Source organism: Pseudoxanthomonas putridarboris (assembly GCF_038321125.1).
Classification (GTDB): domain Bacteria; phylum Pseudomonadota; class Gammaproteobacteria; order Xanthomonadales; family Xanthomonadaceae; genus Pseudoxanthomonas_A; species Pseudoxanthomonas_A putridarboris.
Window position 1 is genome coordinate 224,295 of sequence record NZ_JBBWWT010000002.1, and the last position, 18,534, is coordinate 242,828.

The window sequence follows — 18,534 nt, forward strand, 5'->3', positions numbered from 1 at the left end:
TCCTCGTCTTGCCAGCCAGATTCGCCACACAACTCCCGTACCGAGGTTTGTCCAAATGAACCAATCCCGTCGTCTCCGGATCTCCAAGCTCAGCCTTGGCCTTGTCGTCGCGCTCGCCGCGGCCCCCGCCTTCGCGCAGAGCACCTCCGCCGGTGTCGGCGGCCTGGTCACCGACAATGGCGGCCAGCCCGTCGCTGGCGCTGAAGTGACCATCACCCACGTCGAATCCGGCACCGTCAGCCGCGCCACCACCGACGGCAGCGGCCGCTACAACGCCCGCGGCCTGCGCGTGGGTGGTCCGTACCAGATCACCGTGACCAAGTCCGGTGCCGGCACGAAAACGGAGGACAACGTCTACCTGAACCTGAACCAGGTCAACACGGTGAATGCCGCGCTGACGGGCGACCTGACCACGCTGGAGACGGTCACGGCAGTTGGTTTCGCGGGTGGTTCGGAGATTTTCAGCGCCAACAAGATGGGTACCGGCACCAACGTGACCCGCGAGTCGATCGAAGCGCTGCCGTCGGTGGGCCGCAATATCCAGGATTACATCCGTCTGGATCCGCGCATCGCGCAGACCAGCAAGGGCCGTGGCGAGATCTCGGCCGGCGGCCAGAACTCGCGCTTCAACGCGATCCGCGTGGATGGCGTGGCCGCTTCGGACACGTTCGGCCTGGAATCCAACAATTCGCCCACGATGCGCCAGCCGGTTTCCATCGACGCCATCGAGGAAATCAACGTCGCGCTGGCCGACTACGACACCACCATTTCCGGCGCTACCGGCGCGGTGGTCAATGCGGTGACCAAGTCGGGTACGAACGAATTCTCGGGTTCGGCCTATTACGCCTACCGCGACCAGGACTGGGTCCGCGACAACGCCAACGGCACGCCGTTCGACGGCTTCATCGACGAGGAAACCTTCGGCGCGACCTTCGGTGGTCCGATCCTGAAGGACCGCCTGTTCTTCTTCGCCAACTACGAGAAGTTCACCCGCAAGGCCCCGGGTACCACCGTCAGTTCGGCCGCCGCCGCCATCACCGATCCGCAGATCGCCGAGGTCCAGCGGATCGCGCGCGATGTCTGGGGCTTCGACGCCGGCACGTCCAATGCGCCGGACAACCTGAAGTCGGACCTGGAGGAGTACGCGCTCAAGATCGACTGGAACATCACCGATGCCCATCGCGCGTCGCTGCGCTACAGCAAGGTCGAGCAGTCCGATGTCTTCCTGTATGGCTTCAGCAACACCGGTCGTTCGCTCAGCAGCAACTGGAGCGTGACCGACAAGGAAGTGGAGACCTGGACGGCCCAGCTGTTCAGCGACTGGAGCGACAACTTCTCCACCGAGTTCAAGGCTTCGCGCCGCGAGTACTCCGCGATCCGTAATCCGTTCTCGCGCCTGCCGGCCATCGGCATCGCCTTCGGTGCGCCCAACGCCACCACCGGCGCGCCCAACAGCCCGTTCCTCAATTTCGGCACGGACTCCTTCAGCCACTACAACACGCTGGAGACGGAGACGCTCAACTTGTTCGGTTCCGGTACCTGGTACGCCGGTGACCACGAGATCAAGTTCGGCTTCGATTACGAAGACAACGACGTCTACAACCTGTTCGGGCAGAACGTCTTCGGCAGCTACACTTTCTCCAGCTTGGCGGATTTCGAGGCCGGTCGTTACTGGTCGTATTCCTCGTTCGCGCCGCAACCCGGCGCGCCGCTCGACAGCATCGCGGCCGATTACAGCCAGCGCAACGTCGGTTTCTTCGTGCAGGATCGCTGGGCTGTCAACTACAACCTCAGCCTGATGTTCGGCCTGCGCGTGGACCGGATCAGCCTGGGCGACACGCCGATGCGCAACGTGCTGATCGATCAGGTGTACGGCTACGACAATACCCAGACGCTGGACGGCGCCGACCTGTGGCAGCCGCGCTTCGGCTTCAACTACACCTTCGACAGCGACCGTCCGACCCAGCTGCGCGGCGGCTTCGGCCTGTTCCAGGGTGCGGCGGCCAACGTGTGGGTCGGCAATTCGTTCGCCAACACCGGCCTGAACCTGGTCGCCTACAGCACGCCGTCCTTCGGCAACCTCAGCGAAGCGGAGCGTGACGCCATCCGGGCGCTCTATCCGTTCTCGCCCAATCCGGACAACCAGCCCCAGCCGTCCGCCAGCCAGCAGCAGTCGGTCAACCTGATGGATCCCGGCTTCCAGCAGCCGTCAGTCTGGAAGGCGAACCTGGCGTTCGATCATGAGTTGCCCTGGTACGGCATCGTGGCGTCGGCCGAGTTGCTGCTCACCAAGGTCAAGGACGGCCTGCACTATGAGCGCCTGGATCTGGGCACGCCCACCGACTTCGCTCCGGATGGCCGCCCTGTCTATTGGGCCAATCTCCAGACGGGCGCCGGGACGCGCGCTAACCAGAATGCGGAAATCGCAGCGCTCCGCGCCGCCGGCCTGATGCCGGCCGGCTACGAAAACGTGACCGGCTGGGCGCCCGATGGCGTGATCCTGCTCAAGAACACCGACAAGGGCGAATCCCAGCAGCTGACCGTCAGCCTGAGCAAGCCGATGCAGGAGAACTGGTCGTGGATGGTGGGCTACACCTACACCAAGGCGGATGAAGTGAGTCCGCTGACCAGTTCGCGCGCCATCTCCAACTGGAATGGCCGCATGATCTACGACCCCAACGAAGAAGTCGCTGCACGCTCCAACTATGAGATCAGGGACCGCTTCTCGGCCTCGCTGACCTGGCAGAAGGCGTTCTTCGGCGACTACAGGACCACCGCCTCGGTATTCTATGAAGGCCGTTCCGGCAAGCCCTACAGCTGGGGTTATCGCAACGACGCCAATGGCGATGGCTACACCAACGACCTGTTCTACGTCCCCAGCGGCCCGGGCGACGTGATCTTCACCGGCGGCGCCGCCATGGAACAGGCCTTCTTCGATTGGCTGGACAACAATCCAGACCTGTCCCGTTACGGCGGCAGGGTGGTCCCGCGCAACAGCAGCGTCTCGAAGTGGGTGAACAACTTCGACGTGCGCATCAGCCAGGAACTGCCGGGCTTCTTCAAGGGCCACAAGTCCGAACTCTGGCTGGACATCATCAATATCGGCAACCTGATCGACAAGGATTGGGGCGAAGTGTACGAAGTGGGCTTCCCGCTGAACCGCGGCGTCGCGCTGTTCCAGGGGATCGATCAAGCCACCGGCAAGTACATCTACAACTTCGACCCGAACCTGGTCACCGCGGAAGGTCTGTACGACAACCAGGACCAGACCAAGGGCGTTTCCCGCTGGCAGCTGCAGCTGGGCTTCCGCTACAAGTTCTGATCCATCGGGACCATGCAGGACATCGAACGGCCGGGGCAACCCGGCCGTTCTTTTTTTGGCGGGTTCCTCTTGCCGCCGGGACTGCGCTAAAGTCCCCGTCCTAACGATGAGAAGACAGGAAAAACCATGAGCGAAACGGCATCGAGGGCGTTGCCGGTGCAGGACGCGCGGATCTATCCGCGCGGTGGACTGGATGTGCTTTCCCGCGCGGAAGTGGCGCGGTTGCGGGACGCTTCCGCCGGCGGCATGCACGAACTGCTGCGCCGCTGCGCGCTGGCGGTGTTGACCAGCGGCAGCGCTTCGGACGACCCGCGCGCTGCGCGCGACCTGTATCCGGATTTCGACATCCAGGTGCTGCAGCAGGACCGCGGCGTCCGCATCGACCTGATCAATGCGCCGGCGATGGCCTTCGTGGACGGGGAGATCATCCGCGGCATCGCCGAACTGCTGTTCGCGGTGGTGCGCGACCTGGCCTATACCGCCATCGAGCTGGGGCCGGAATACGCCGCCGACCTGGATTCCTCCGCCGGCATCACCAACGCGGTGTTCGGCCTGCTGCGCAACGCGCGCATCCTGCGCCCGGCCGACCCGAACCTGGTGGTCTGCTGGGGCGGCCATTCCATTTCGCGCGACGAGTACCTCTACACCAAGCAGGTCGGCTATGAGCTGGGCCTGCGCGGGCTGGACATCTGCACGGGCTGCGGCCCGGGCGCGATGAAGGGGCCGATGAAGGGCGCCACCATCGCCCACGCCAAGCAGCGCCGCCGCACCACCCGCTACATCGGCGTGACCGAGCCCGGCATCATCGCGGCCGAGTCGCCCAATCCCATCGTCAACCACCTGGTCATCATGCCGGACATCGAGAAGCGCCTGGAGGCCTTCGTCCGCATCGGCCACGGCATCATCGTGTTCCCGGGCGGCGTGGGCACGGCGGAGGAGATCCTGTACCTGCTGGGCATCCTGCTGCACGAGGACAATGCCGGCCTGCCGTTCCCGCTGATCCTGACCGGCCCGACCATCGCCGCACCGTACTTCGAGCAGATCGACCGTTTCATCCGCCTAACCCTGGGCGACGAGGCCGCGTCGCGCTACGAGATCGTCATCGGCGACCCCGCGGCCGTGGCGAAGAAGATGATCGCCGGCATCAGGCGCGTGCGCGAATACCGCATCGGGCACAAGGATTCGTTCTTCTTCAACTGGGCGGTGCAGATCCCGCAGGACTACCAGCAGCCCTTCGTGCCCAGCCACGAGGCGATGGCCGCGTTGCAGTTGCGCCCCGGGCGCGCCGTGCACGATCTTGCCGCCGACCTGCGGCGCGCGTTCTCGGGCATCGTCGCCGGCAACGTCAAGGAGGACGGCATGCGCCGGATCGAGGAGTTCGGCCCCTTCGAGATCAACGGCGACCCGGCGATGATGCAGGCGCTGGACGCACTGCTGCGAGCCTTCGTCGAACAGCGGCGCATGAAGATCGCGGGGGAATACCAGCCCTGCTATCGCGTGGTGACCTGACTGTGGCTGATAAGGCTGTATAGATGGCGCTGCCTGGAGTGTCCTCGAACAGTGGCATGACGGGATGAGGGGAACTATGCAATCCATGCGCTCGCCGGATTCATGGATACCGGATTTCTGCCGGCGGAATCGCCTGGCGGCGATGCTGGCGATCGCTGAACTGGTGGTTGTACTGCTGATGATCGCTCCCAGTGGCGGCCTGCAACCGACGCTGGGGCAGTTCCTGTCGGCCAGCGCATTCTCTCTGTGGCTGGCGATGGGGGTTGCGGCTGTGCTATGCACTGGGCGGCCCTGGCTGTCGAGGTTGTCGCCGGGTTTGGGCGTAGCCTGCGCGCTGGCATTGACAGGCCTCATCGCCGCTTTCGGGGCGGGAGTGGTGTTCGGGCTTTATGACGCACTCGGGAGTCCGCCAAGAGACAGCAGTCTGTGGCGGTTCGTTGCGGGAAGCGCAGCCACGGCATCCCTTACCACCGCTTTGGTCATGCGCTACTTTTACGTCAGTGATCGTTGGGCGGCACAAGTCAGCGCAAACGCGCGAGCGGAGGCGGATGCGTTGCAGGCGCGGATCCGCCCGCATTTCCTGTTCAACAGCATGAACATGATCGTGGGCCTTATCCGGCGCGACCCAGACCTTGCGGAGCGTGCCGTGCTAGATCTTTCAGACTTGTTCCGAGCGGCGTTGGGAGCTGGCGAGGGCAACTCGACCCTGGAAAAAGAAGTCGAACTGGTCAGGCAGTACCTGATGATCGAATCCTTGCGCCTCGGAGACCGGCTGCGGGTTGACTGGAGACTCCATGAGCCTTTGACGTGGTCCCAGGTGCTGCCGCGTCTGGTGCTGCAGCCTTTGGTGGAGAACGCTGTACTACATGGAGTGTCGCAGTTGCCGGAAGGCGGCGTCATTACCTTGGAGGTCAGGCAGGAACCGGGGCTGCTGAAGATCCTCATCGACAATGGTGCGCCGCCGCCCAGCCAGGCCCAGACCGGACTGCACCAGGGTAGCGGTCATGCGCAGCGCAATATTGCCTATCGGCTTGCTTACCAGTTCGGGCCGCGGGCGACGCTGTCCGGGGACTGGAAGGAAGGTGTCTACCGCTGCCAGATAGTCCTGCCGCTTGGCTAGATCACGGCAACGGTCATAGGTCGTGACCGCCGCCCGTCACGAAAATCCGCACGCCGGGAACACTTGTCCTGCTGATCCGACCGCCCGTCGCGGCAGCCAGACAGGATCAGGCGGGGATGTGCTAGTTTCCCTGCCGATGCTTTGGGGAAAGGTGTCCGATGGACAATTCTAGGTACTCCGGCTTTACGCTGATCGAACTCCTGATAGCGATTGCCGTGCTGGCGATATTGCTGTCCTTGGGGTTGCCGAGCTTCCAGGCCTCACTGCGCTCCAACCGCGTGACTTCAGTATCCAACGAACTGCTTACGTCGTTCTCGCTTGCCCGCAGCGAGGCGATACGTAGTACCCGCGGGGCTGGAATCTGCGCAAGCGGCGATGGCGCTACCTGCGGTTTGGACTGGAATGCGGGTTGGCTCGTATGGCGAGACGACAATGGCAACGGTGTTCTGGATGTCGGCGAGACCGTCGTTCGCCATACGCAAGGCAACTCGGCACTCGGTTTGACGAGCAGCGCCGGGGCAGTCGCGTTCGACCCGCGCGGGCGCTCGCGGGCACTCGCCGCGCAGAACTTCGGAGTGAAGCCGGCGGGCCAGGCGACACCCTTCCGCTGCGTCACCATCAACCTGACCGGTCACGCCCGCATCGTCAAGGATGCCTGTCCATGAATACGTTGCTTCGTTCGGGCAGGAAGCTCTCCTCGAGCAGATCGGCTGCCGGCTTCACCTTGCTGGAAGTATTGATCGCCATGCTTGTACTGGCTTTCGGCCTGCTGGGCTTCGCATTGCTGCAGACCATGAGCGTGCGCTTTACCCAAAGCGCAAACCAGCGAACGAAGGCGACCGATCTGGCATATGACCTGCTCGACCAGATGCGATCCAACCGTCTCCTGGCGGCGCAATACACGGCGGCCACCTTCCCTGATACGGCTACCGGAAACGTTTGCCTTATCGCCACGGGTAGCCAGAGCGTCACCCAGAAGATCGCCGCTTGGCAATGCACCGTGCGTCGCTCGCTTGGTGAGGGATCATCGGCCAACGTCACTTTGATCAATGGCCAAGCGACGGTAACCCTGACCTGGGGCGACCAGCGTTGGGAGCGCGATACCGCCAGAACCCAGGGCGCCTACAACACAGGCACCTTGACGCTCACCAGCCGGCTATGAGGATGACGATGCGCAAGGACACGCAAGGCTTGTCGTTGATCGAGCTGATGATCGCATTGCTGATCGGCACGATTCTGGTACTGGGGTTGGTCCAGGTGTTCGGTGCTTCCCGTACTGCCTATCAACTCTCGCAAGGGGTAGCGCGGGCCCAGGAGAATGCGCGGTTCGCCATGGATTACCTGCAGCGCGATATCCGTATGGTGGGGCACTACGGTTGCGTGAACGATCAGGCCAGGAAGCAGAATGCCGACATGCTGGTCTCGCACATCAGCGCGGCCGACAATCCCTTGAACTTCAATGTCTCGGTACAAGGCTACGAGGCCAGCGGTAGCGCCCCCGGCGACATCGTTAGTCTCGCGGGTCCCGCCGCGGGTTGGTCGCCAGGCCTGCCTGCCTATATCACTGGACTGACCCCCGCACCCAACGCGGGTAGCGACATCGTCGTGCTGCGTTTCTTCCACAGCGATGGAGTGCCGGTTACGTCGATCGGCGCCGGTGAGCTCAACGTTGATGTGGCGAAATGGAAGGTGTTGACTCAGGGCGGTGTGGCCAATCCTGCGGTTTTTGGGGTGGGGGACTGCACCTACGCGGATGCGTTCCAAGCCAGCACGGTGAGCCCGGGACAAGTCAATGCCTCGGCTTCTGGTGGCGTGGCGATCAGCCTGCCAGACTTCGAGGGAAGGTATACAGCCAGTCCGGCTGGTCAGACAGTGCTCTATCGTGCCGAAGCCATCGTCTATTACGTGGGCACGCGTGCAGGTGCCGGCGTTCCGTCACTCTATCGTGCACGCTTCAACACCGTGGCGGGTGGCGCGGTGACGCCTGTCTCCGAAGAATTGGTCGAGGGCATCCAGAATCTGCAATTGCTGTACGGTCAGGATCAGTCCAACGACGTGATGAACTTGACCGGCAATGTGACCAGCTATGAAACGGCTGCGACGCTGGGTGCAGCGGTGGCGAATGAGACCGAATGGCGCCGTGTCGGCCAGATCAAGGTCGGATTGGTGGCCGTCAGCCCCGAACCCGCGGCCTCCGCGCAATCGACCGTGGTCGGTCTGAGTGCCGTCGGCGTCACACTCACCCCGCCGGCCGATGCCTACTACCGCTCCACCTACGAATCCTCGATTGCTTTGCGCAATCGTCTGTACGGCAACTGAGTGAGGCACCCCATGCGCCGCCATCCCAGCTCTTTTCCATCGGCCCGATCCCAGCAGGGCGCTGCGCTGTATGTGGCCTTGATAATGCTGTTGCTGCTGGCGTTGATTGGCATTGTCGGAATGCAAGTCGCAGGCATGCAGGAGAAGATGTCTGCGAATTATCGGAACGTCAACCTCGCTTTCCAGAATGCCGAAGCGCAGGCGCGTCAGGCAGAGTGCTCGGTCGAAGCGCAGGTCAACCGTACCGCGGTGGCCGGCTGCGGTGCCACCAATGTCGAACAGATGTGCGACAACGGCTTTGATGCCACCAGTTGGGCGGCGCAGCGTGCGATGGACGATCCTCTCGCGAATACCCAGATGGTTCGATCCGTTGGCAAGTGCATTTCCGGTAACAGCAGTCTGGCGATGGGTGTGCAACCGGAAAGCGAAGACCCCAATCCAGTATTCCAGATCAGCGCTTACGCCACCGATTACGCAGCGAATCCCTCGGCCGATGCGGCCGTGGACACCATCTTCAGGCCCTGAGGACTTTCCATGGCATCTCGTCGACGCATCCTCTCGCTTTCCGCGGCCGCGCTGGCCGTGCTGGGAGTGGCCGGCTATTTCGTGTATTCGGTATTCGCTGCCCAAGGGCAGGGCACGTTGTCGCAATCGCCGTTGAACATCGAAAGCCAGACGCCGCCCGCGTTCATCATGGCCCTGGACGATTCCGGCTCGATGAACTGGGAAACGCTGAACAACACTCGCGATGGTGTGTTCACTTGGAGGAACAACAGCTTTTTCAATGGCACCACGCCCTGGGGATATGGCGATGTTGGAAGTGATCGTCCCCGTTATCTGATGCTATTCCCCTATAGCGGCCGCAATAACGAGCAGAACAGCGTTCCGCCCATCGACAGGTATGGGTTTGCCAGGTCCCCGCAGTTCAATCCTGCCTATTTCGATCCCACGATCGATTACCAGCCGTGGAAGCGCGAAGACGGTACGACGTATCAGACGATCAATCCTGCGGCCGCGCCCGCCGATGCACGGCCGGCGGGCGTCAACAACAAGATCAATACGGTTTTCAACCTGACCCAAAATGTGCGCAATGCGGACAATGGGTGGAGGTTCCGCGTCCATAACGGCATGGTGTTGCCGCGGAATCTAGTCTACAGACTGCCGGACAATGACAACCGCTGCGGCAACATACCCAAGACCAGCGGCAACTGGGTGTCATTGGGTGCGGATACCACAGTCAACAATGTGACTGACGACAACACGGGTTGCCGGCTTGCCATCGAATACTTCCCGGCCACCTTCTATCTGACCACCCCGACCTTGGCGGGCTATTCGGCTACGCCGCAGACGATCGCCAATGCGCAGGGCATGCCTGCGGGCACGACGCTGTACAAGTACGAGATCAGGCCGGAAAACTACGAAGCCGGCGAGTACGAAAAAGCCATCCAGAACTTCGCCAACTACTTCACTTATTACCGCACCCGCCGCGATGCATTGGTTTCCGCGCTGACCAATTCGCTGGTCGATGTCAACAACATGCGCGTAGGCTGGTTCTGGATCAATGACCGTCGCGCGGTGACCATGCGCAGCATGGCCAACGTCACCCAGCGCCAGGCCTTGTTCAACGAGATATACACGCTGCGGGCAGATGGCAGTACGCCGAGCCGTCAGGCCGTGAACTATCTGGGCAATCAGTTCCGCAGAGACCCACGGACAGACCCGGGCGCTCCGGTGCAACTGCAGTGCCAGAAGAACGCCGGCATGCTGTTCACCGATGGCTATATCAACGATGGCAGCAGTCCCAACGTGGGTGGCAACCTCGACGGCGGATTGGGGGCGCCGTTTGCCGATGCGGTCAGCAACACCATGGCCGACATCGTGGTGCCCTTCTACCAGAACAGCCTGGTACCCGGTATCGAGGCTAACGCTGTCCGTGTGCCCGAAGCATGCCGGGTGACCCCTCCGGCCTTGCCGCCGAAGAACCTGGATTGCCAGACCAACCTCCACATGAATTTCTATGGGGTAACGTTGGGTACCCAGGGCAGGATGTTTGGCGTCAGTTATCTGCCGGATGAGACGAATCCCGCCGTGATCACTCCGGATCCGTATACGAATCCGCCGTCCTGGCACAACGCGCGCGTCGACCTGGATCCGCATGCCGTCGATGAGATGTGGCATGCGACGCTGAACACGCGCGGAGAGATGATCAATGCCAAGACGCCGGCAGCGGTAACGGCCGCCATGCGGCGCGTGCTTTCCGTAGTCGGTTCCGGTGCGACTCCATCCGGCAGCATTGCCCTGACAGGCGCACGCATCGGCGAGGGATCGGTCACCGTCATTCCCTTCTATGAATCCCGCAACGAGGGTACGGACTGGTATAGCCGCCTCACTGCGCAGAATGTCAGCAACAACCCGATCACCGGTGAAGTCACTTACAGTTTCGCCTGGGAGGGCAGCGCAGAGCTGCCGGAAGACCACACCGAACGCAACATCCTGGCCAATGGTGCATCCGGCGTGGTGCCTTTCAGTGCCACCAACATCACTTTGGCGGACCTGTGCAACAGCGGCTCGCCGATGTCGCGCTGTACGGCCGAGATGATCAGCGGTCCAGGCAGCCGGCTGAATATCTCATTGATCGAGGCGATCGCCTATCTTCGCGGCGACACTGCCCTGGAGGTGCGCAACACCGGTGGGAAACTGCGTGATCGCAGCACGCGCCTGGGCGACATCGTCAACTCAAGCCCGGTTGTGACTTCGCCCAATGACGATTTCGGCTATCGTTCTCTTCGCAATCGTCAGGGTGATGGCACCTACAGCTACCCATATCAGGCCAGCTACAATGCTTTCCTGACCAGCAAGAAGTCGGCTGATCGACCGGTGGTCTACGCAGGTGCCAATGACGGCATGCTGCACGCCTTCAACGGCAAGACCGGTGATGAGTATTTCGCTTATATACCCCGCACTGCCCTGGGACACATGGGCAATCTGCTGTTCCCTTACCGGGCCATCGATCAAAATGATCAGGTGTTCCAACACCGCTACTATGTGGACGGCCCGGTCGTGGTTTCTGACGCGCATTACAGCGGCAGCTGGAAGAGCGTCCTGGTAGGCACGGCAGGCGCGGGTGGACGCGGCGTCTTCGCGCTGAATGTCACCAATCCAGGCAGCTTCGACGCATCCAGTGTGTTGTGGGATATCAACGATCGTTCCGCCGATATCAACATCCGGAACAATATCGGCCATGTATTGGGACGGCCGGTGATCGTGCCGGTGAAGAATGCCGCGGGGACGGTGTCTTGGAAGGCGATCTTCGGCAACGGTTATGGCAGCGTCAACAACGATGCCGTGCTGTTCGTGGTGGACATCGGCAATGGCAATGTGACCATGATCAGGGCGGAAGAGGCCTCGCAGGCGGCAGTACCCAATGGGTTGGGTAACGTGATCGTGCTTGACCGTTATGTCGGGACAAGCGGTGACGCCGGGCGCGATGGTTATGCCGACACGGTGTATGCAGGCGACCAGAACGGCGCGGTATGGAAGTTCGATCTCCGCAACAATTCCGTACCCGCAAACCCTTTCTTCATCGCCACCGATGCAGATACTGGTGGCAATCGCCAGGCCATCCTGGGCGGCTTCGAGGCCGCAAGCGGACCTGGAGGCGGTGTCATGCTGTTCTTCGGTACGGGCAGCTTCTCCTTCGAAGGCGACAAGGCCGATTCGCAGCTGCAAACCCTGTACGGCGTACTGGATCGCCCGGGCGCTACCGTCGCTGGACGGTCCTCGCTCGTCAGGCAGACAATCGTCAGCGATAACGCCTTGACCGGTGCCCGCATTACGTCAACCAGCCCCATGACGCCGGGGAAGTTGGGTTGGTATCTGGACCTGGGCGTCACTTCCGGTGGTAACACGGCACGTGGCGGCGAACGCTTTGTAGGCTATCCGCGCATCGAAAGCGGCGTTGTGTTCTTCCCGACCTATGAGCCGAACAACACCACCACTTGCGGCGGTGATGGCGCCAATCGTCTTTACGGGCTCAGCGCACTCAACGGTGGTGCCGCACTGCATGCCGTACGGGTCGGCACGCCGGATGGCGCTGTGCCGGGAGCCGGTACCGGTGGGTTCAAGTTGGATACGGGTGGTACGGCGCCGGTGAAGGATGTGGCAGTGATGTCCACGCCGCGTGTCTCGCCGTTGGGTGCTACGCCCACTCCGGCCGAAGAGGCGGCAGCTCTGTCGGCGCGGTGTTGGATGGTGGTGCAGGTAGCCGGTGCGCCGCCGCTATACGTCCCGCGCCCCTGCGGCCGACAATCCTGGCGACAGGTAAGGTGAGGCGGGGTTTTCAGCATGAAACAGCCACATCTAGGATATGGAGCAGATTCGATGTCGAAGATCGTCCCCTTGCGTGCCATCGCCGGCTTCACTCTCATCGAGCTGATGATCGTGGTCGCGGTCGTCGCCATCCTGGCCGCTGTCGCCTATCCGTCGTACCAGGACCAGATCCGCAAATCCCGCAGGGCCCAGGCCAAGGCGGACTTGGTGGAATACGCGCAACTGGCTGAGCGCTACCACACGTCCAACAACACCTACGTCGGCTTCGAGCTTCCGACCAACCAGTCGCCCCGGGAGGGAGGCACGGCCCACTACGCATTGACTCCGGTAGGCGCTTTCACAGGCGTCAATACGTATACGATCACAGCCACCGCGCAAGGGGGGCAGGCCGCGGACAAGTGTGGGAACCTCAGCCTCAATCAGGCCGGTGTGAAAACCAACAGTGCCGGCACGCTGTCCGACTGCTGGTAAGGCGACCGTTCCGGGTCCATGCCCGAGAAAAAGAAAAAAGCCGCCATCACTGGCGGCTTTTTTCATGATCTGGCGCCCGAAGTTGGACTCGAACCAACGACCCCCTGATTAACAGTCAAGTGCTCTAACCGGCTGAGCTATTCGGGCGGGGCGCGTATTGTAGCCAGCCCGGCACCGCGGGGACAAGCCTTGCGGAGCGTCCACGGGGGCGGGACGGGCCGCGTGCCCTATTTGCCCGGGGTCCGGGAGGCGGTCAGTTCCCGCATGCCGTGGCAGCCTGGCTACGCACGCTCCTGGCACGGCCCGTGTTGTTGATGACGATGCTGCCGGCCGTTTCCCCGTCATAGCAGACGCGTATGGTCAGGTTGCTCCCGTAACTCAGCCCGTTGGGCTGGTAGCGCACATAGGGGCGCCCGTGGGTGGACAGGATGCGCAGCCGGGGGTCGCGCGGCGCCTGTTCGTTCCGGTAGATGTCGATGTCCTGATCCGGCTGGCGGTCGCCGTCGGGATCGCGGAACATCAACCAGTTCGCGCTCCAGTCGCTGTCCTGGCGGCAGCGGCCGTCGCCATGGCTCGGGCAGACGATGACCGGGACGTTGTGGGTGATGGCGGTGACCCGGGCCGAGGCGAGATGGGACGTGAGCAGGTGCATCACGGTATCCACCCGCTGGCGTTTCATCTGCGCCTTATAGGACGGAACGGCGATCGCGGCCAGGATCGCCGCCACGGCCATCGCGACGCAGAGTTCGATCAAGGTCACGCCGGTCGGGCGAACGGTGAATTCGAGGCGCCTCCGGTCGCGCGGAGGCGATGGCGTCCTTGCCATGGTCATGCTCCTGTATCCCGTGATGGGATGGGTTCAGCTTCATGCTCATGGCGGTCATGCGCCATCGGAAATGTCCGCAATGCCGGGTAGGAATCCACCGCGCACGGCTGTCACAACCTCCGGCGGTATACTGCAAAGTCGCCTTCGGACCGTCCCCCATGACCGACCGCTTCCAGCTCGTTTCCCCGTATTCGCCCGCCGGCGACCAGCCGCGCGCCATCGAGAAACTGGTCGAGAATTTCGAGGCGGGCCTGGCCAAGCAGACGCTGCTGGGCGTGACCGGCTCGGGCAAGACCTACACCATCGCCAACGTCGTGCAGCGGATCCAGAAGCCCACCCTGGTGATGGCGCCGAACAAGACGCTGGCGGCGCAGCTGTATGGCGAATTCAAGGCGTTCTTCCCGCACAACGCGGTGGAATACTTCGTCAGCTACTACGATTACTACCAGCCCGAAGCCTACGTGCCGTCGAGCGACACCTTCATCGAGAAGGACAGCTCCATCAACGAGCACATCGAACAGATGCGGCTGGCGGCCACCAAGACGCTGCTGTCGCGGCCGGATGCATTGGTGGTGGCCACCGTCTCGGCCATCTACGGCCTGGGCGCGCCGGAAGACTACCTGTCGCTGCGCCTGATCCTGTCGCTGGGCGAGCGCATCGACCAGCGCGACCTGATCCGCCACCTGACCCAGTTGCAGTACACCCGCAACGAATACGAACTGCAGCGCGGCACGTTCCGCGTGCGCGGCGAGATCATCGACGTGCACCCGGCCGAAAGCGATGCCGAGGCGCTGCGCATCGAGTTGTTCGACGGCGAAGTGGAGGGGCTTTCGCTGTTCGATCCGCTGAACGGCGAAACCCTGCGCAAGCTGCAGCGCTACACGGTGTACCCGAAGACCCACTACGCCACCACCCGCGAGCGCGTGCTGACCGCCATCGACACCATCAAGGCCGAGCTGAAGGACCGGCTGGAGCTGCTGTACGCGCAGAACAAGCTGGTCGAGGCGCAGCGCCTGGCCCAGCGCACCCAGTTCGACGTGGAGATGATGGCCGAGGTCGGTTACTGCTCGGGCATCGAGAACTATTCCCGCCACCTGACCGGCAAGGCGCCGGGCGAACCGCCGCCGACGCTGTTCGACTACCTGCCGGCCGACGCGCTGCTGGTCATCGACGAATCGCACGTGACCATCCCGCAGATCGGCGCGATGTACAAGGGCGACCGCTCGCGCAAGGAGACGCTGGTGGAGTTCGGTTTCCGCCTGCCGTCGGCGCTGGACAACCGGCCGCTGCGCTTCGAGGAATGGGAAGCGCGCTCGCCGCGCAGCATCTACGTCTCGGCCACGCCGGGCCCGTACGAACTGCGCGAATCCAACGGCGAGATCGTCGAATTGGTGGTCCGACCCACCGGCCTGATCGACCCGGAAGTGGAGATCCGCCCGGTCGGCACGCAGGTGGACGACCTGCTGTCGGAGATCGGCCTGCGCGTGTCGTGGGGCGACCGCGTGCTGGTCACCACCCTGACCAAGCGCATGGCCGAGAACCTGACCGAATACCTCGGCGAGCACGGCGTGAAGGTGCGCTACCTGCACTCGGACGTGGACACGGTGGAGCGCGTGGAGATCATCCGCGACCTGCGCCTGGGCAAGTTCGACGTGCTGGTGGGCATCAACCTGCTGCGCGAAGGCCTGGACATGCCCGAGGTATCGCTGGTGGCGATCCTGGATGCGGACAAGGAAGGTTTCCTGCGTTCCACCGGCTCGCTGATCCAGACCATCGGCCGCGCCGCCCGCAACCTGCGCGGCAAGGCCATCCTGTACGCGGACCGCATGACCAGGTCGATGCAGGCCGCCATCGACGAGACCGGCCGCCGTCGCGAGAAGCAGGTGGAATACAACCTGGAGCACGGCATCACGCCGAAATCGGTGGCCCGGCCCATCGTGGACATCCTGGAGGGCGCCCGCAGCGAGGCCGCCAACGACGGCAGGTCCGGCCGCGGCAAGTCGCGCCGCGTGGCCGAGGAGCCCGCCGAGTACGCGGTGATGGACCCGGCCCAGGCGGTCGCCCGGATCAAGGCGCTGGAGCAGCAGATGTACCAGCATGCCCGCGACCTGGAGTTCGAGGACGCCGCGCGCCTGCGCGACCAGATCCGGCGCCTGAAGGAAGCCAGCCTGGGCGGCTAGCGCCGGTACGGCCCGCCCTGCCTGGTTGGAGGCTGGAGCCCGAGATAGGGAGGTGGGAGCGGCGTCCCGCCGCGAGCTGTTGTGCTGCCTAGCTGGCTTTCACCAAAGAACTCGCGGCGGGACGCCGCTCCCACGCCAGTTGTCGGCGACCCCGCTTCCGGGCTAGAATTCGCGCCCCTGCAAAGGGCAGACCGGGCGGTTAGCTCAGCGGTAGAGCACTACCTTGACATGGTAGGGGTCACAGGTTCGAACCCTGTACCGCCCACCACGCTTGCACAGCGTGGATACCGGAATATCCGGGGTCGTTCCCCTCTGCGCCATCCGGAACATCACGAGGTGGCCCGCGGAAACGCCGGCCGAGCGTGCGACATGAGCACTACCATCGCCTGAACCTGGTACTGCCCGAGGCACTGCATCCCGTAGGCGCCCTCGTGGCGCTTTTTTATTGGCCGCGAAGCGGCCACGGGATTCGGGATACGAGATTGGAGATTCGTCGCATCGAATCCCGCTCGCTTTCACGAATCCCGACTCCCCCATCCCGAATCCCGGTCCCCAAATGATCACCATCACGCTCCCCGACGGCAGCCGCCGCGAATTCGAGAATCCCGTTTCCGTCATGCAGGTGGCGCAGTCCATCGGCGCGGGCCTGGCCAAGGCCACCCTGGCCGGCGCCGTGGACGGCCAGTTGGTGGATGCCAGCGACGTCATCGACCACGACGCCAGCCTGCGCATCATCACGCCCAAGGACGAGGAAGGCCTGGAGATCATCCGCCACTCCTGCGCCCACCTGGTCGGCCATGCGGTCAAGCAGCTGTACCCGGACGTGAAGATGGTGATCGGCCCGGTGATCGCCGAAGGCTTCTACTACGACATCTACAGCGAGCGCCCGTTCACGCCGGAGGACCTGGCCGCGATCGAGCAGCGCATGCGCGAACTGATCGACCAGGACTACGACGTCGTCAAGAAGGTGACGCCGCGCGCGGAGGTCATCGAAGTCTTCAAGGCGCGCGGCGAGGACTACAAGCTGCGCCTGATCAACGACATGCCCGACGAGCAGGCGATGGGCCTGTACTACCACCAGGAATACGTGGACATGTGCCGCGGCCCGCACGTGCCCAACACGCGCTTCCTGAAGGCCTTCAAGCTGACCCGCATCTCCGGCGCCTACTGGCGCGGCGACGCCAAGAACGAGCAGTTGCAGCGCATCTACGGCACCGCCTGGGCCGACAAGAAGCAGCTGGACGCCTACATCCGGCGCATCGAGGAAGCCGAGAAGCGCGACCACCGCCGCATCGGCAAGCAGCAGGAGCTGTTCCACCTGCAGGAAGAGGCCCCGGGCCTGGTGTTCTGGCACCCCAAGGGCTGGGCCATCTGGCAGGTGGTCGAGCAGTACATGCGCAAGGTCTACCGCGACAGCGGCTACCAGGAAGTGCGCTGCCCGCAGATCCTGGACGTGGCGTTGTGGAAGAAGTCCGGCCACTGGGACAACTACAAGGAAAACATGTTCTTCAGCGAGTCGGAGAACCGTACCTACGCGGTCAAGCCGATGAACTGCCCGGGCCACGTGCAGGTGTTCAACCAGGGCCTGCACAGCTACCGCGACCTGCCGATCCGCTACGGCGAGTTCGGCGCCTGCCACCGCAACGAGCCCTCCGGCGCGTTGCACGGCATCCTGCGCGTGCGCGGCTTCACCCAGGACGACGGCCACATCTTCTGCACCGAGGACCAGATCGAGGCCGAGGTGACCGCGTTCCACCAGCAGGCGCTGAAGGTCTACGCTGATTTCGGCTTCGAGGACATCCAGATCAAGATCGCCCTGCGCCCCGAGTCGCGCCTGGGCGACGACGCCACCTGGGACAAGGCCGAGGCCGCCCTGCGCGCCGCCCTGCGCAGCTGCGGGGTGGAATGGCAGGAGCTGCCGGGCGAGGGCGCCTTCTACGGCCCCAAGATCGAATACCACCTCAAGGACGCCATCGGCCGCACCTGGCAACTGGGCACCATGCAGGTCGATTTCATGATGCCGGGCCGCCTGGGCGCCGAATACGTGGACGAGAACAGCCAGCGCCAGCACCCGGTCATGCTGCACCGGGCCATCGTGGGCTCGATGGAGCGTTTCATCGGCATCCTGATCGAGCACCACGCCGGTGCGTTCCCGGCCTGGCTGGCCCCCCAGCAGGCCGTGGTGATGAACATCACCGATGCCCAGGCCGATTATGTGGCCCAGGTCCGGAAAACCCTTTCAAATCAAGGCTTCCGGGTCGCGGCCGATTTGCGGAACGAGAAAATCGGCTATAAGATTCGCGAGCATACGCTGCAGCGGGTGCCATACTTGCTGGTGGTCGGCGACCGCGAGAAGGAAAATGGCGCCATCGCCGTCCGCACGCGTTCGGGGGAGGATCTGGGCACCATGTCCGTTGACGCCTTCGCCGAACGTTTGCGGAACGAACACGCCGCGTAG

12 protein-coding genes and 2 tRNA genes are annotated in these 18,534 nt (G+C 63.3%); 12 read left to right on the forward strand and 2 right to left on the reverse strand.

Features of this window, described 5'->3' with window-relative positions:
• Positions 1–55 precede the first annotated feature (55 nt).
• From AAD027_RS05120 to AAD027_RS05160, 9 genes are all read left to right on the forward strand, one after another.
• A complete protein-coding gene (locus AAD027_RS05120) occupies positions 56–3,322 on the forward strand; it encodes an outer membrane beta-barrel protein (RefSeq protein WP_341724945.1) in 3,267 nt (1,088 codons plus the stop codon).
• Between the two features lie 126 nt (positions 3,323–3,448).
• Positions 3,449–4,831 (forward strand): nucleotide 5'-monophosphate nucleosidase PpnN, encoded by a 1,383-nt coding sequence (ppnN, locus tag AAD027_RS05125; protein ID WP_341724946.1) that lies wholly within the window; start codon positions 3,449–3,451, stop codon positions 4,829–4,831.
• A gap of 76 nt (positions 4,832–4,907) precedes the next feature.
• Entirely contained in the window at positions 4,908–5,951 is a 1,044-nt protein-coding gene (locus AAD027_RS05130) for a sensor histidine kinase (protein ID WP_341724947.1), read from the forward strand.
• 158 nt (positions 5,952–6,109) lie between these two features.
• Entirely contained in the window at positions 6,110–6,616 is a 507-nt protein-coding gene (locus AAD027_RS05135) for a GspH/FimT family pseudopilin (protein ID WP_341724948.1), read from the forward strand.
• A complete protein-coding gene (gene pilV, locus AAD027_RS05140) occupies positions 6,613–7,113 on the forward strand; it encodes a type IV pilus modification protein PilV (protein WP_341724949.1) in 501 nt (166 codons plus the stop codon). Before AAD027_RS05135 ends, pilV begins: the two co-directional genes overlap by 4 nt.
• Before the next feature lie 8 nt (positions 7,114–7,121).
• A complete protein-coding gene (locus tag AAD027_RS05145; protein ID WP_425605395.1) occupies positions 7,122–8,270 on the forward strand; it encodes a PilW family protein in 1,149 nt (382 codons plus the stop codon).
• Positions 8,271–8,282: 12 nt separating this feature from the next.
• Complete coding sequence (locus AAD027_RS05150) at positions 8,283–8,795, forward strand: pilus assembly PilX family protein (RefSeq protein WP_341724951.1); 513 nt, start codon at positions 8,283–8,285, stop codon at positions 8,793–8,795.
• Between the two features lie 9 nt (positions 8,796–8,804).
• Positions 8,805–12,599 (forward strand): pilus assembly protein, encoded by a 3,795-nt coding sequence (locus AAD027_RS05155; RefSeq protein ID WP_341724952.1) that lies wholly within the window; start codon positions 8,805–8,807, stop codon positions 12,597–12,599.
• Between the two features lie 51 nt (positions 12,600–12,650).
• Positions 12,651–13,070, forward strand: a complete 420-nt coding sequence (locus AAD027_RS05160; protein ID WP_341724953.1) for a type IV pilin protein — start codon at positions 12,651–12,653, stop codon at positions 13,068–13,070.
• Positions 13,071–13,140: 70 nt separating this feature from the next.
• Here the strand turns inward: AAD027_RS05160 and AAD027_RS05165 are convergent.
• Positions 13,141–13,217, reverse strand: a tRNA-Asn gene (locus AAD027_RS05165).
• Between the two features lie 106 nt (positions 13,218–13,323).
• Complete coding sequence (locus AAD027_RS05170; protein WP_341724954.1) at positions 13,324–13,896, reverse strand: GspH/FimT family protein; 573 nt, start codon at positions 13,894–13,896, stop codon at positions 13,324–13,326.
• Between the two features lie 158 nt (positions 13,897–14,054).
• On the opposite strand from AAD027_RS05170, the gene uvrB reads away from it, so the two are divergent.
• The 3 genes from uvrB to thrS all read left to right on the forward strand — a co-directional run bounded on the left by uvrB (position 14,055) and on the right by thrS (position 18,534).
• Positions 14,055–16,076 carry an excinuclease ABC subunit UvrB gene (gene uvrB, locus AAD027_RS05175; protein ID WP_341724955.1) on the forward strand — a complete coding sequence of 674 codons (2,022 nt, stop codon included), beginning with the start codon at positions 14,055–14,057 and terminating at the stop codon, positions 16,074–16,076.
• A gap of 193 nt (positions 16,077–16,269) precedes the next feature.
• Positions 16,270–16,344: transfer RNA gene (locus AAD027_RS05180), tRNA-Val, on the forward strand.
• Positions 16,345–16,632: 288 nt separating this feature from the next.
• A complete protein-coding gene (gene thrS / locus AAD027_RS05185) occupies positions 16,633–18,534 on the forward strand; it encodes a threonine--tRNA ligase (RefSeq protein WP_341724956.1) in 1,902 nt (633 codons plus the stop codon).